This window comes from Bradyrhizobium cosmicum, assembly GCF_032290525.1.
Classification (GTDB): Bacteria; Pseudomonadota; Alphaproteobacteria; order Rhizobiales; family Xanthobacteraceae; genus Bradyrhizobium; species Bradyrhizobium cosmicum_A.
On sequence record NZ_JASXTA010000009.1, the window covers coordinates 136940 to 149996 of the forward strand.

The window sequence follows — 13057 nt, forward strand, 5'->3', positions numbered from 1 at the left end:
CATGACCGTACGCCTGCACCGCGGTGACCTGCCTGACCTCACGCGCTACACCACAGCGGTGGCGATCGACACCGAGACCATGGGGCTGAATCCGCACCGCGACCGGCTCTGCGTGGTGCAGCTCTCGCCCGGCGACGGCAGCGCCGACGTGGTGCAGATCCCCAAGGACCACACCGACGCGCCGAACCTGAAGGCGCTGCTGGCCAATCCCACCATCACCAAGATTTTCCACTTCGCGCGGTTCGACGTCGCGGTGCTGTACCAGACCTTCGGCGTCATGACCGGGCCGATTTATTGCACCAAGATTGCCTCCCGCCTGGTCCGCACCTACACCGACCGCCATGGCCTCAAGGACCTCGTGCGCGAGGTGCTCAATGTCGACCTCTCCAAGCAGCAGCAGTCCAGCGACTGGGGTTCTGACAGCCTGACCGAGCCGCAGCTCGCTTACGCCGCTTCCGACGTGCTCCACCTGCATGCCTTGCGCGAGCGGCTCGATGCCATGCTGGTCCGGGAAGGCCGCACCGCGCTGGCAAAGGCCTGTTTCGACTTCCTGCCGACCCGCGCCTTGCTCGACCTCCAGGGCTGGGCGGAAGAGGACATTTTCGCGCATTCCTGAAGCGCCCCGCGGCCGTTAGCCCGAGCAGCCGCCCCGTTTCGGACACTTTCGTGCGGCCTGTCGCGGGCTGCATATCTTGGCGGTGTCGGCTACAATGGTCCGCTTTCGAACGGACAGCGCGAGCGACACTCTGGAGCAGCGGTGAATTCGGCCCAGAATCCCACTTACGACGCCGCGCTTGCGGCGAAGTTTGCCAGCGCGGCGCGCCACAGCCGCCTGGTCAGGATTCTGCGCGTTGCGGTGCCGGCGACGGTGGCCGCGTCGATGGCCGCGATCGTCGCCATCTCGACCTTCCTCAATCCGTTCCAGATCCCCGTGAAGCTGGACTCCGGCAACCTCGTGGTGACGGGCACCAAGATCACGATGGAATCGCCGCACATGTCCGGCTTCACGCCGGACCAGCGGCCCTACGAGCTCTGGGCCAAGACCGCGACGCAGGACATCACCGATGCCGACCATGTCGATCTCAATGATCTGCGCGCCAAAGTGCTGATGGAAGATCAATCCACCCTGTTCCTCGATTCGCGCTACGGCCGCTTCGACAACAAGCAGCAGCAGCTCAGCCTTGCCAAGGACATCGTGCTGCGCACCTCGACCGGCTACGAGGCGCGGCTGAACACGGCGTTCGTCGACATGAACAAGGGCACGGTCTCGTCGGACGAGCGTGTCGACGTCAAGCTGACCAACGGCACGCTGACCGCCGACCGGCTGCGGATCACGGAAGGCGGTGATGTCATCCGCTTCGAGGGCAATGTGGTGATGCACCTGGACAAGCTGGACGAACCCGCTGCTCAGCCTGCGCCACCCGAGCCCGCGACGCCGGCGAAGACGCGTACGCCCCAGAACAAGTCTGCCAATTCAAAGTGATTTTCATGATCGGTTTTTTTCCGCGCGACGACGACAAGCGCAGAGCCATCCTCAATGCGGCCGCGCTCGCCGTCAGCGTCACGCTTGTTGCAGCAGGGGCCGCCGTCGCACAGAGCACGATGCAAGGCGTGCCCAACGCGATGCAGGGCTTTTCGCAGAACCGCGATCAGCCGATCCAGATCGAAGCCGCCTCGCTCGAGATGCGCGACAAGAAGAAGGAGGCGACCTTCTCCGGCAATGTGAAGGTCGTGCAGGGCGACACCACCATGACCTCGAAGACGCTGGTGGTGTTCTACGACTCGGGCGGCGACAAGCCCGCCGCGCCGCAACCCGCGGCGAAGGGCGCGAAGTCGGCGCCGATGCAGTCGGCGACGCCGGGCCCGGGCGGCAGCTCCTCGATCAAAAGGCTGGAGGCGCGCGGCAATGTCGTCGTCACCCAGAAGGACCAGGTGGTGACGGGCGAGACCGCCGTGTTCGATACCAGGACCAATCTCATCACCATGCTCGGCGGCGTGGTTCTGACACAGTGCAAGAACGTGCTGCGCGGCGATCGTCTGGCGGTGGACATGACCACGGGCGTCTCTCGGGTGGAATCCGACAGCGGCCGGGTGCAGGCGCTGCTGCCGCAGGGCGGCAATGATTGCGGATCGGGCGGCCCAGGCGCCCAAGGCGGCAAGCCCGCGGCCCCGCCTCTGCAATTGCCCGGCGCAAGCAAGCAAAAGTAAGTTCCTGGCGCGATTTCAACGGCTTGGTTCGGATGCTCCCGATCCGAGGTTGAAGCTTGCCCGGCGAGACTGTATCTACCGCACAGGGCTTTCGAAGCGGGGTCCGCCGCTTTTCGGGCGTGTTTCACTGGGCATGAGACATCCCTTCACTCATGCTGCGTCGGCGAATCGAAAGGCCGGTGCGGCAGATCGCGCGAATTCGCGCAGGATCGTCGCGAAAGGCTAGAAGGCGGGGATGGTCGATCTCTTCAGCATGTTCCGTCGGCGCCCCGCCAAACGCGGCCGGCCAGGATTTGCGCGTCAGGACATCACGGCGCTCGGTGACGGCGTTGGCGGCCTTGTGCCGAGCCCGGTGCGGGACGCGCCGCCGATCGCCCGTGATCAGCCGATGCGCGCGCCCGATCAATTCCAGGGCGACTATCGAGACGACTATCAGCCCGAGCCGCCGCGTGCGCAGGCGGTCCACCCGGTCAGGACCGGCGGCAGGCCCAACGGTGCCGGCGGGCCGCAGCTCCTGAAGCGGCCGGGCTTTCTGGCTGTGCATAGCGTGGAAAAGAGTTTTGGCAGCCGCCACGTGGTGCGGGGCGTCAGCATCTATGTGCGCCGCGGTGAAGCGGTCGGCCTGCTCGGCCCGAACGGCGCCGGCAAGACCACCGTGTTCTACATGATCACCGGCCTGATCAAGGCCGATCGCGGCGCCATCGAGCTCGACGGCCACGACGTCACCAAGCTGCCGATGTATCAGCGCGCGCGGCTCGGCATCGGCTATCTGCCGCAGGAAGCCTCGATCTTCCGCGGCCTCACCGTCGAGCAGAACATCCGCGCCGTGCTCGAAGTGGTCGAGCCGTCGCGCAAGAAGCGCGAGCAGCAGCTCGATTCGCTGCTCGACGAATTCAACATCACGCGCCTGCGGAAATCGCCGTCGATCGCGCTGTCGGGCGGTGAGCGCCGCCGCGTCGAGATCGCGCGCGCGCTGGCGACGCGTCCGAACTACATGCTGCTCGACGAGCCCTTCGCCGGCATCGATCCGATCGCAGTCGGCGACATTCAGGACCTCGTCCGCCATCTCACCAACCGCGGCATCGGCGTGCTGATCACCGACCACAATGTCCGCGAGACGCTCGGCCTCACCGACCGCGCCTACATCGTTTATGCCGGTGAAATCTTGACCGAGGGCAGCCCGGACGAAATCGTCGCAGATCCGGACGTTCGCCGCCTTTACCTTGGCGAGGAATTCCGCCTCTAGCCCTTTTTTCCAATTCGTCAAGCCGTGTACATCGGGCTGAGACTAGGATAAGCAAAAATCGGACCAACTTTTTGGGATCGGTTCTTGCTTCATGGCGCTTACGCAGAGATTAGAGTTCCGGCAATCGCAGTCGCTGGTCATGACGCCGCAGCTGATGCAGGCGATCAAGCTGCTGCAATTGTCCAATCTCGATCTCACGACCTTCGTGGAGGAGGAACTCGAGCGGAACCCGCTCTTGGAGCGCGCCAACGACGAGCCCGCCGCAGGAGAGGCTCCCGCCGACGCCGGTCGTTTCAATGATGGCGAGGAGTCCGGTGGCCAGGGCGACGGCCAGGGCGACGACGGTTTTGGCGGTGCCGGCGAGGCCTTCGAACCGGGCCAGGAAGACTGGATGAACAAGGACCTTGGCACCCGCGCCGAGATCGAGCAGACCCTCGATACGGGCCTCGACAACGTTTTCTCCGAGGAACCCGCCGAGGCTGCGGCCCGTAACGCCCAGGACATCGCACCGACCACCTATACCGAATGGGGCGGCGGCGCCTCCGGCGACGAGGACTACAATCTCGAAGCTTTCGTCGCCGCCGAGACCACGCTCGGCGACCATCTGGCCGAGCAGCTGTCGGTCGCCTTCACCGGGGCGGCGCAGCGGATGATCGGCCAGTACCTGATCGACCTCGTCGACGAGGCCGGCTATGTGCCGGCCGATCTCGGCCAGGCCGCCGAGCGCCTTGGCGCATCGCAAGCGGACGTCGAGGCCGTTCTCGCCGTGCTGCAAAAATTCGATCCGCCCGGCGTCTGCGCGCGCAATTTGAGCGAATGCCTGGCGATCCAGCTCCGCGAGCTCGACCGCTACGATCCGGCGATGCAGGCGCTGGTCGAGCATCTCAATCTCCTCGCCAAGCGCGACATTGCGGGCCTGCGGAAAGTCTGCGGCGTCGACGACGAGGACATCGCCGACATGATCGGCGAGATCCGCCGCCTCAATCCCAAGCCCGGCATGAAGTTCGGCTCGGCGCGACTCCAGACCATGGTGCCCGACGTCTACGTCCGCCCGGGCCCGGACGGCGGCTGGCACGTCGAGCTCAACAGCGACACCCTGCCGCGCGTGCTCGTCAACCAGACCTATTATTCCGAGCTGTCGAAGAAGATCGGCAAGGACGGCGACAAGTCCTATTTCACCGACGCGCTTCAGAACGCGACCTGGCTGGTGCGCGCGCTCGATCAGCGCGCCCGCACCATCCTGAAAGTTGCGACCGAAATCGTGCGCCAGCAGGACGGCTTCTTCACCCATGGCGTCGCGCATCTGCGGCCGCTGAATCTGAAGGCCGTCGCCGACGCCATCCAGATGCATGAATCCACCGTCTCGCGCGTCACCGCCAACAAATACATGGCGACAAATCGCGGCACATTCGAGTTGAAATACTTCTTCACGGCCTCGATCGCGTCGGCCGACGGCGGCGAGGCGCATTCCGCCGAAGCCGTCCGCCACCACATCAAGCAGCTGATCGATTCGGAAGCGCCGTTGGCGATTCTATCGGACGACACCATCGTGGAACGCTTGCGCGCCTCGGGCATTGATATTGCCCGCCGCACGGTCGCGAAGTACCGCGAAGCCATGCGCATTCCGTCCTCGGTGCAACGCCGCCGCGACAAGCAGAGCGCTCTTGGTAACGTCATTTCCACCGCAATGTCCGATCGCTCCCGCAACACCGAGCCGGCCTGATTGCGCTGGCGCGAAATCGCGCTACTCTCACTCTCCCATCGAGACCGATCCAAGCTGGGCACGTAAAACCAAGCGAGGCATCACATGACTCTTCGGATTTCGGGCAAGAGCGTCAGCGTCGGCGAGGCCCTGCGCGGCCGCGTTTCCGACCGGACCGAGGAGGTCCTGCGCAAATATTTCGACGGCAATTATTCCGGGCACATCACGCTGAGCAAGGACGGCTTCGGCTTCCGCACCGATTGCGCGCTGCATCTCGATTCCGGAATTACGCTGGAGGCCGATTCGAACGCGCCGGACGCCTATGCCAGCGCCGACCAGGCGCTCGTGATGATCGAGAAGCGGCTCAAGCGCTACAAGAGCCGGCTCAAGGACCGCTCGGCCCGCAAGGCCCATGTCGCCTCCGCAGCGCTGGCCGCCATGGATGCCACCAGCTATGTGCTGGAAGCGCCGGGCGAGGGTGAGGACGAGGACGAGGTCACCGGCTACAGCCCCGTCATCATCGCCGAGGCCACCACCTCGCTGAAGCAGATGTCGGTCAGCGAGGCCGTCATGGAGCTGGACCTGAGCGGGGCGCCCTGCCTGGTCTTCCATCACGGCTCCAGCGGCCGGGTGAACATCATTTACCGTCGGGCCGACGGCAATGTGGGCTGGATTGACCCCCCGGGAACCAGGGTGGACGCCAAGCCGGGGGGTTAGGTTGGGCCATCCTGGCTGGGATCGGGTCCCCGTACCAACCGCAGCCCTTAACAATGACCGGGACAAAGCCGCACGCAGGAGTTGGCACCGGGATTGCGTTGGAGTAGAAGCGCCCCACATCAGGACCGGGCTAAGTCCTCCTCCTGCTTCACCTTCTTGATGCCGGCCCGGCTTGGTTGACCAAGCTGGCCAATTCGGAACCTGACGGTTTAATTCACCTCGGAAACCTTTCATGCCGATTACCGATCTGGTCGCACCCGAGGCGATTCTCCCGGCATTGAAGGTCAACAGCAAGAAGCAGGCCTTGCAGGAGCTCGCGGCCAGGGCCGCCGAGCTCACCGGACAGAACGAGCGCGCGGTGTTCGAGGTGCTGCTCCAGCGCGAGAAGCTCGGCACCACCGCGGTCGGCTATGGCGTCGCCATTCCCCACGGCAAGCTGCCCAAGCTGGAAAAGATCTTCGGCCTGTTCGCGCGGCTCGATCGCCCGATCGATTTCGAATCGATGGACGGCCAGCCGGTCGATCTGGTGTTCCTGCTGCTCGCCCCCGAAGGCGCCGGCGCCGATCACCTCAAGGCCCTCGCCCGCATCGCCCGTCTCCTGCGCGACCAGGACATCGCCAAGAAGCTCCGCGCCTCGCGCGATGCCCAGGCGATCTATTCGGTGCTGGCGCTGCCGCCCGCGACGGCGGCCTGATCTTCGTCATCGTCACTGGCGAGAGCGCGTGCCGCGTCATTTTCGCGTTTCGCCGCCGCGCGCGACCTTTGTCAGCCTCTCTCGATGAGCTAAGCCCAAGGCGTCGCTCTCACGCTTGAGGCGTCGCGCAGCGGTGCTTTGCGTTCAAGATTGAGCAGAACCGCATTTCTGAAAGTGTCGGAGTGTTGCTGAGTCAATACAGCATCCGCCGTTCGACCGGTGTACCCTGTCGGAAATTTTGCAATTGCTGATTGTTGGGGGAATGACAATGAAAAGGCTGTTTCTGGCCACGTCGGCTCTGATTGTCGCAGGTTCGGCTCAGGCTGCTGATTTGGGGGCGCGTCCCTACACGAAGGCTCCGGTCGTAGCGGCCGTGCCCTTCAGCTGGACCGGCTGTTATGTCGGCGGCCATGTCGGCGGGGGCTGGAGCAGGACCGGTTTCACGGATCCGGCGATAGCGACGGGTGTTCCCGGTTTTCCGGTCACCACGACGGGGGCGTTGCCGGGCGACCGCATCGGCGTCAACGGCGACGGGGTGGTCGGCGGCGTTCAGGCCGGTTGCGACTATCAGTTCTCCAATAACTGGGTGATCGGCATCGCGGGCGATTTTGCCGGAACCGACATCCATGGGGTCGCGAACGATCCGTTCTTCGGCGGCAAGAGCGGCAACCCGGCGACACTCTCCAGCCGAACAGACTGGGTTGCCAGCGTCACCGGCCGCGTCGGCTACACCTGGGATCGTTTCCTTGTTTACGGCAAGGGCGGCGTCGGCTTCGCGCATGACCGTTACAGCCTGGACAATTTTATCACCGTCGGCGGATTTTTCTGCGGACCTCCCTTCATCGCATGTAACGCAACCACCAGCACCGATCGGGTCGGCTGGACCGCAGGTGCGGGCGTCGAGTGGGCCTTCGCTCCGAACTGGTCGGCTTTGGTCGAGTACAACCACTACGGTTTCGACAGCAAGCGCGTAGGCTTCGTCAATCCCGCGGGGTCCACCGCCTTGATCGACATCCGTCAGGACATCGATATCGTGAAAGTCGGCATCAACTATCGCTTCGGCGGATCGGCGGTCGTCGCCAAGTATTGAGCAAGGTACTGAGCCAAGTACCGACAAGCGCCGATTGCAGTCTGACGCAGGACGCGGCCGGGCTCAGCCTTGCGCCGCTTCCATGCGATTTACGATCCGCTGTCCGATGGGGCTTTTCAGCCAGGTCTGGAAGCCCGCCCGGTCCCAACTCATCCGGCGCAGCACCAGGAGCGACCCGTCCGTATGCGATCGAACCGGGCTCTGGGGCTCGGATTCGAGCGTCCATCCGAGCTTCGACAGATATTGAATCGTCGTCTGGTTTCGCTCCAGCACAAATGCGCGCACGTGGCTCAGCTTGAGATCGTCGAATACGAACTTGAGCAACGGAATGAAGGTGTTCACCGTCGCGCCTGCATGGCGGTGCTCCTTCTCGCCGATCACCGCGCTGACGAGGCCCTCGCTCACTGCTGCGTTGATATCGAGGCGGATGAAGCCGACATGGGCGCGGCTGCCTTTCTCGAAGATTCCGAGCAGCAGCCGCTCGCGCTGATCGAAGGTCTTGATGTAGTCGGCGATCTCCGCCTTGGTCATCGCGCGCGGCGGCGTGTTGAGAACGTGTACCGTCCAGGGATCGGATAACCAGTCCGCCCAGCGCTGCGACGCATCTTCGCGCTTGACGGTACGGAGGAAATAGCGCCCGGCCGGAAACCAGAGTTGTTGCTTGGGCAGGCGTTCGTTTTTGAGTGACATGCTGCATCTAAGCAGCTCCGAGCTAAACGATCAATTTTGACGGTAAGACGCCGAAGTTTCGCACGGGCCTGCAAGAGGCGTGGAAGCGGTCGCGCCCTGAGCTAAGAAAGTATTAACCGTGCTTGAGGAAGGTCAGCTCATGGCCATCTTGCACAGCGCGGCGAATTCCGAGGCATACGAGAGCGCGATCCGGAAGCCGCGCGGCCTTCCCGTGGAAAAGCTTGCCAAAAACGTGATCCGTAGCTCGATCACCATCAATGTGGTCGCGTCGATGGGTGTCTTCAACGCCGCGCTGCTCCCCGCAGAGTTGAGCTATGTCCAGCAAGCCGTTGCGCTCTTGATGTGGACCATCTTGATCTATGCCAGTGCCTTCGTGCGTCCACGCGTGCGAGTGCAGTTCAATCCCGATCTGATTGCGCTGGCTGCATTCTACGCTCTCGCCGCCATTTCCGTTTTCTGGACCAGCCTCACCACCGCGGCAATCATGAAGAGCGCGGCACTTGGGGTGACGACCTTCGGTGCATATTGCCTCGTCACGCGTATCGACATCGACGACATCGTCAGGTCGACGGCGCTGGGTCTCTTCATACTGGTCGCGGCCTCGGCTGTTTGTGCGGTCTTCGTGCCCGAGATCGGGGTGGACCAGAGCTGGATGCACAATGGTCAGTGGCAAGGAATATATGAATCGAAGCAGACGCTCGGCTTCATCAGTGCGTATCTCATGTTCTTTGCCTGCTATCAGAAGATGACGGGGCAGGCATGGACGGTCTTTCTCACGACGTTTCTGCTTGCATCGACCTGCGTCATCGCCTCGGAATCCCGAGGTGCCGGGGCCGTTGCCGTTGCAGCGGGTGGACTGCTCGTGACCTCGATGTGGTCGATTCGCTGCATGAAAGTCTATGCGGTGCTGCCATTCATCATGTGCATCCTGGCCGCCCTGCTGTTCCTGTACTTCTATGTCACGGGCTATGATTCCATCCATATCGGCGAATCAACCATCGATCTGACCGAACGGACGTTGATCTGGCAGTACGCCATCAAACATTTCGACGACGCGCCGCTGCTGGGCTTTGGCATCAACGGGTTCTGGACGCTTCCCTCGATTTACGACTATTTCAACCAGAACCACGGCTGGGTGCTCGACAACTATCATAACGGTTACATTGCGATCGCGATCGAAACGGGATTTCTAGGCTATGTGCTGTTCGTCACCAGCGTTTTTCTGTTTTCGGACAAGGTTCTGTATCTGATCGCCACTCGATCGATCGATCGTAGCCACTGCGCTCTCATCATCGGATTCGCCGTCCTTAGCTTTCAAACCAATTTCACAGAGACCATGTTTCTTCGGTCGACGATGTTCACCTCCGTGCTTCTCGTCGCATTCTTCTTCGCCGTATGCAGGCCGGTGCCGCAGCAGGACTTGCAGCAATGATGAAGGCAATCGGATGAGCGCCACCTGCGGCCGCTGGCCGGCAACTTTCGCTCTGGCCTTGGCGGTATCCGTCCTCGCGATCTGCTGCCGCGCCGATGCTGCCGGGCAGGGCACCGCACGCGCTCCGGCAAAACTGGGGCGCGGCATCAACATTCTTGGCTACGACGGCATCTGGGAGGGAGGCCGGGACGCGCCATTCCGTCTGGACAACCTCACTGCGATCAGAACCGCAGGGTTCTCGCACGTGCGGATCAACTTCTTTGCCTTCAAGTTCATGGGCGAGGGGAATCTGGTGGATGAGATCGTGTTGAGGCGGCTTGATGCCGTTATCGAAGAGGTACTGGCCCGGAACCTCATCCCCGTCCTTGACGAGCACGACACCGATGTTTGCCAGCGCGACGTGCTTGGATGCGCCGAGAAGCTGAAGGCGTTCTGGACGCAAATCGCCGAGCGTTATGCCGGAAAATATCCGGCGCTGGTCTTCGAGGTCCTCAATGAGCCGGGCGGGCAGATGACGTCCACCAGCTGGAACGCCCTTCTGAATGAGTGTCTCGGCATCATCCGCCGCACAAACGCCGAGCGGACGGTGATTGCTGCTGTTCTCAATATTGATGACATGCCGGTCGAGGAGCTGGTGCTGCCACCGGAGGACAGAAATATCATCGTTACGTTTCACTATTACGCGCCCATACGATTCACGCATCAGGGCGCGCCATGGTCGCAAACATTTTCGCGACTAGGGCCGCTTGAATGGGGCACTCCGGATGACGAACGGAACGCTCTCGCCGATTTCGAGAAGGTGCGTGCTTGGTCCGAAAGCAAAAAGCGCCCGGTTTATATCGGCGAATTCGGAGTGTACGAGCGCGCTCCAGCCGAGAGTCGGACGAGATACCTGTCGTTCGTGGCGCGAAATGCGGACCGCCTTGGCTGGGCCTGGGCCTATTGGCAGTTCGACCATGACTTCGCCGCGTTCGATAGCGCGCGCCAGACCTGGAAGCCAGACATCATACGCGCCCTGATCCCGGCGCCGCATTGAAGCGCGAAGCAAAGCTGAGGCGTGCAAAGGCAGGCCGTCACCGCAAAGCAAAACGGGCACGCCTTCGTGCGAAGGCGTGCCCGCTTGAAACCCTATTCGTTTGACGCGCGTGCGCTCAGTGCACGCTCACCGCTTGCAGCTCGTTGCTCCAGGCGTTGGCGACCGCGGCTTCGCGGCTGTCGGTCAGCATGATCGGCGTGCCGTCGGCGGCGTGAAGCGCGAAGAGCTTGAGGCCCGGCGCGATCTTCGGCGCTTCGGGAAACAGGCCCGGAACATCCTCGGAGCGGATCTGCTTCACATAGGCGATATGGCCTTCGCCGAGGGTTGCCAGCGTCTCCGGAGAGACGTTCTTGGCTTCGTATTCGAACGCAACGTGACCTTCACTCATGGTCTCGACTCCTTCACAGAAACTAAGCGGTCGAGTCCGCTACTCGTTCCATTATTCGTGCTCATTGATAGCGATTGTCTTAACGATCCTCTCCGGTTCAGGCCGGGCAAGATCGATCGACAACAGCCCGTTCTTCAGATCCGCACCCAGCACCAGCATCCCCTCCGCCAGCACGAAGGTGCGCTGGAAGTGGCGCGCGGCGATGCCGCGATGGATGTATTGCCGGGTCTTGTCGTCCTGCTGCCGCCCGCGAATCACGAGCTGGTTTTCCTCAATGGATACATCGAGTTGGTCGCGGGTGAATCCGGCGACCGCCAGCGTGATCCGCAAGCGCTCGGGCTGGCCGTCCGACCGGTCGCACCTCTCGATATTGTAGGGAGGGTAACCGTCGGCGCCTTTGACGACGCGGTCGAGCACGCGCTCGATCTCATCGAAGCCCAGAAGGAACGGACTGGAAAGCGTGGGAACACGAGACATAGTTTACAAAGTCCTCTCGAAGCGACTTTGGTGCATCAGGGCCCGTAGAGGCGCCCCTTGGTCAGCAATATGGTCATATCCCCGTGTCGGTTCAAGGACGTAGCCGGGGGCTGTGGATTCAGTGCTTCCGCCGGCGCCAGGCGGAACATCGCAGAGATGCTTAGGGATCATCACGGCCGAACCGGTCCGGGCTTGGCGAATTTGCCGGACGATTTATCCCAATGAAAACAAACCCCCGGCTACTGTGCATGGGGTTGTTTTTGCTGTTTTTGATCGAGGGCCCCTCGGAACTCGTCAGGTCTCCAGCCGCGTCCGCCCGTCCTCGCTGAACAGATGCAGTTTTGGGCGCACCGCGGCGACGCGGATCCTCTCACCAATGGCCGGGGCCCCGGTTCCGGGAATGCGGACGATGACTTCGCCGGGCGGCAACTCGCCGGGATTGGCGGCGATGCGCTGCTCGTCCTGCGCGCGGGTGCCATAGACGAAGGTCTCGGCGCCGACGCGCTCGATCGCTTCCACCGTGAGCGGAAGTGCGACGCCGCCGGCGGGCGTCTGGTCGGTGATGACAAAATCTTCCGGGCGGATGCCGAGGATGCCGGCGTCGGTGCCGCCGAGCTGCGATTTGATCTCGTCGGCGCGCGTCGACATCAGGTTCATTGGTGGCGCGCCGATGAAGGAAGCGACGAAGGTCGTCGCCGGTTTCTCGTAGATCGCCAGCGGATTGCCGACCTGCTCGACTTGGCCGCCATTCATCACCACGAGAATGTCGGCGAGCGTCATTGCTTCCAACTGGTCGTGGGTGACGTAGATCGACGTCGTGCTCAGCCGGCGCTGCAATTTGCGGATCTCGACGCGCATCGCGATGCGCAGTTTTGCGTCGAGGTTCGACAGCGGCTCGTCGAACAGAAACACCTTCGGCTGGCGCACAATGGCGCGCCCCATCGCGACGCGCTGGCGCTGGCCGCCGGAGAGCTGGCGCGGCTTGCGCTCCAGCATCGATGTGAGCTCGAGCACGCGCGCGGCTTCGTCGACGCGGGTCTTGACCTCGGCCTCCTTCATGCCGCGGTTGCGCAGGCCGTAGGCCATGTTGTTGAAGACGCTCATATGCGGATAGAGCGCGTAGTTCTGGAACACCATCGCGATGTCGCGATCGGCGGGCTCGATCTGGTTGACGATGCGGCCGCCGATGTCGATCTCGCCGCCGGTAACGGTCTCGAGGCCCGCGACCATGCGCAGCAATGTGGACTTGCCGCAGCCGGAGGGGCCCACCAGAACGCAGAACTGGCCATCGGCGACATCGACGTTGACGCCCTTGATGGCCTCGAAGCCGCCGGGATAGGTCTTGCGGACGTTGCGCAGGGTGACGTTAGCCATGAG

14 protein-coding genes are annotated in these 13057 nt (G+C 62.8%); 10 read left to right on the forward strand and 4 right to left on the reverse strand.

The window, feature by feature from the left end:
- Position 1: 1 nt before the first annotated feature.
- The 8 genes from QSV46_RS18225 (at position 2) to QSV46_RS18260 (ending at position 7657) form a co-directional block, all read left to right on the forward strand.
- A complete protein-coding gene (locus QSV46_RS18225; RefSeq protein WP_314953909.1) occupies positions 2–616 on the forward strand; it encodes a ribonuclease D in 615 nt (204 codons plus the stop codon).
- A 141-nt stretch (positions 617–757) separates the two neighbouring features.
- Positions 758–1483 carry an LPS export ABC transporter periplasmic protein LptC gene (gene lptC, locus QSV46_RS18230; RefSeq protein ID WP_314953911.1) on the forward strand — a complete coding sequence of 242 codons (726 nt, stop codon included), beginning with the start codon at positions 758–760 and terminating at the stop codon, positions 1481–1483.
- Between the two features lie 5 nt (positions 1484–1488).
- Positions 1489–2208: an LptA/OstA family protein gene (locus QSV46_RS18235; protein WP_314953912.1), complete on the forward strand. Its 720-nt coding sequence runs from the start codon at positions 1489–1491 to the stop codon at positions 2206–2208.
- A 235-nt stretch (positions 2209–2443) separates the two neighbouring features.
- Complete coding sequence (lptB, locus tag QSV46_RS18240; protein ID WP_314953915.1) at positions 2444–3454, forward strand: LPS export ABC transporter ATP-binding protein; 1011 nt, start codon at positions 2444–2446, stop codon at positions 3452–3454.
- A gap of 91 nt (positions 3455–3545) precedes the next feature.
- Positions 3546–5177 carry an RNA polymerase factor sigma-54 gene (gene rpoN / locus QSV46_RS18245; protein ID WP_314953919.1) on the forward strand — a complete coding sequence of 544 codons (1632 nt, stop codon included), beginning with the start codon at positions 3546–3548 and terminating at the stop codon, positions 5175–5177.
- An 84-nt stretch (positions 5178–5261) separates the two neighbouring features.
- Positions 5262–5873 (forward strand): ribosome hibernation-promoting factor, HPF/YfiA family, encoded by a 612-nt coding sequence (gene hpf, locus QSV46_RS18250; protein WP_314953922.1) that lies wholly within the window; start codon positions 5262–5264, stop codon positions 5871–5873.
- Between the two features lie 232 nt (positions 5874–6105).
- On the forward strand, positions 6106–6567 hold the full coding sequence (gene ptsN, locus QSV46_RS18255; protein WP_314953926.1) for a PTS IIA-like nitrogen regulatory protein PtsN: 462 nt from the start codon (positions 6106–6108) through the stop codon (positions 6565–6567).
- Between the two features lie 268 nt (positions 6568–6835).
- Positions 6836–7657, forward strand: a complete 822-nt coding sequence (locus tag QSV46_RS18260) for an outer membrane protein (RefSeq protein ID WP_314953929.1) — start codon at positions 6836–6838, stop codon at positions 7655–7657.
- A 63-nt stretch (positions 7658–7720) separates the two neighbouring features.
- On the opposite strand, the gene QSV46_RS18265 is transcribed toward QSV46_RS18260, so the two are convergent.
- Positions 7721–8347, reverse strand: coding sequence for a GNAT family protein (locus QSV46_RS18265; protein WP_314953932.1), 627 nt, complete (start codon positions 8345–8347; stop codon positions 7721–7723).
- 139 nt (positions 8348–8486) lie between these two features.
- Between QSV46_RS18265 and QSV46_RS18270 the strand changes: the two genes are divergently transcribed.
- On the forward strand, positions 8487–9779 hold the full coding sequence (locus QSV46_RS18270; RefSeq protein WP_314953935.1) for an O-antigen ligase family protein: 1293 nt from the start codon (positions 8487–8489) through the stop codon (positions 9777–9779).
- A gap of 13 nt (positions 9780–9792) precedes the next feature.
- Positions 9793–10815, forward strand: coding sequence for a glycoside hydrolase family 5 protein (locus QSV46_RS18275; protein WP_314953938.1), 1023 nt, complete (start codon positions 9793–9795; stop codon positions 10813–10815).
- Between the two features lie 115 nt (positions 10816–10930).
- On the opposite strand, the gene QSV46_RS18280 is transcribed toward QSV46_RS18275, so the two are convergent.
- The 3 genes from QSV46_RS18280 to QSV46_RS18290 form a co-directional block, all read right to left on the reverse strand.
- Complete coding sequence (locus tag QSV46_RS18280) at positions 10931–11203, reverse strand: DUF1150 family protein (RefSeq protein ID WP_011083553.1); 273 nt, start codon at positions 11201–11203, stop codon at positions 10931–10933.
- Between the two features lie 51 nt (positions 11204–11254).
- Positions 11255–11680, reverse strand: a complete 426-nt coding sequence (locus tag QSV46_RS18285) for an Hsp20 family protein (RefSeq protein ID WP_211383850.1) — start codon at positions 11678–11680, stop codon at positions 11255–11257.
- Between the two features lie 294 nt (positions 11681–11974).
- Positions 11975–13054 carry a sn-glycerol-3-phosphate import ATP-binding protein UgpC gene (locus tag QSV46_RS18290; RefSeq protein WP_314954002.1) on the reverse strand — a complete coding sequence of 360 codons (1080 nt, stop codon included), beginning with the start codon at positions 13052–13054 and terminating at the stop codon, positions 11975–11977.
- Positions 13055–13057 lie beyond the last annotated feature (3 nt).

Bases quoted from the DNA above. Each gene is read 5' to 3' on its own strand.
- QSV46_RS18225 (WP_314953909.1), top strand. From the start codon at position 2: ATGACCGTACGCCTGCACCGCGGTGACCTGCCTGACCTCACGCGCTAC.
- QSV46_RS18235 (WP_314953912.1), top strand. From the start codon at position 1,489: ATGATCGGTTTTTTTCCGCGCGACGACGACAAGCGCAGAGCCATCCTC.
- lptB (WP_314953915.1), top strand. From the start codon at position 2,444: ATGGTCGATCTCTTCAGCATGTTCCGTCGGCGCCCCGCCAAACGCGGC.
- rpoN (WP_314953919.1), top strand. From the start codon at position 3,546: ATGGCGCTTACGCAGAGATTAGAGTTCCGGCAATCGCAGTCGCTGGTC.
- hpf (WP_314953922.1), top strand. From the start codon at position 5,262: ATGACTCTTCGGATTTCGGGCAAGAGCGTCAGCGTCGGCGAGGCCCTG.
- ptsN (WP_314953926.1), top strand. From the start codon at position 6,106: ATGCCGATTACCGATCTGGTCGCACCCGAGGCGATTCTCCCGGCATTG.
- QSV46_RS18260 (WP_314953929.1), top strand. From the start codon at position 6,836: ATGAAAAGGCTGTTTCTGGCCACGTCGGCTCTGATTGTCGCAGGTTCG.
- QSV46_RS18265 (WP_314953932.1), bottom strand. From the start codon at position 8,347: ATGTCACTCAAAAACGAACGCCTGCCCAAGCAACAACTCTGGTTTCCG.
- QSV46_RS18270 (WP_314953935.1), top strand. From the start codon at position 8,487: ATGGCCATCTTGCACAGCGCGGCGAATTCCGAGGCATACGAGAGCGCG.
- QSV46_RS18275 (WP_314953938.1), top strand. From the start codon at position 9,793: ATGAGCGCCACCTGCGGCCGCTGGCCGGCAACTTTCGCTCTGGCCTTG.
- QSV46_RS18280 (WP_011083553.1), bottom strand. From the start codon at position 11,203: ATGAGTGAAGGTCACGTTGCGTTCGAATACGAAGCCAAGAACGTCTCT.
- QSV46_RS18285 (WP_211383850.1), bottom strand. From the start codon at position 11,680: ATGTCTCGTGTTCCCACGCTTTCCAGTCCGTTCCTTCTGGGCTTCGAT.
- QSV46_RS18290 (WP_314954002.1), bottom strand. From the start codon at position 13,054: ATGGCTAACGTCACCCTGCGCAACGTCCGCAAGACCTATCCCGGCGGC.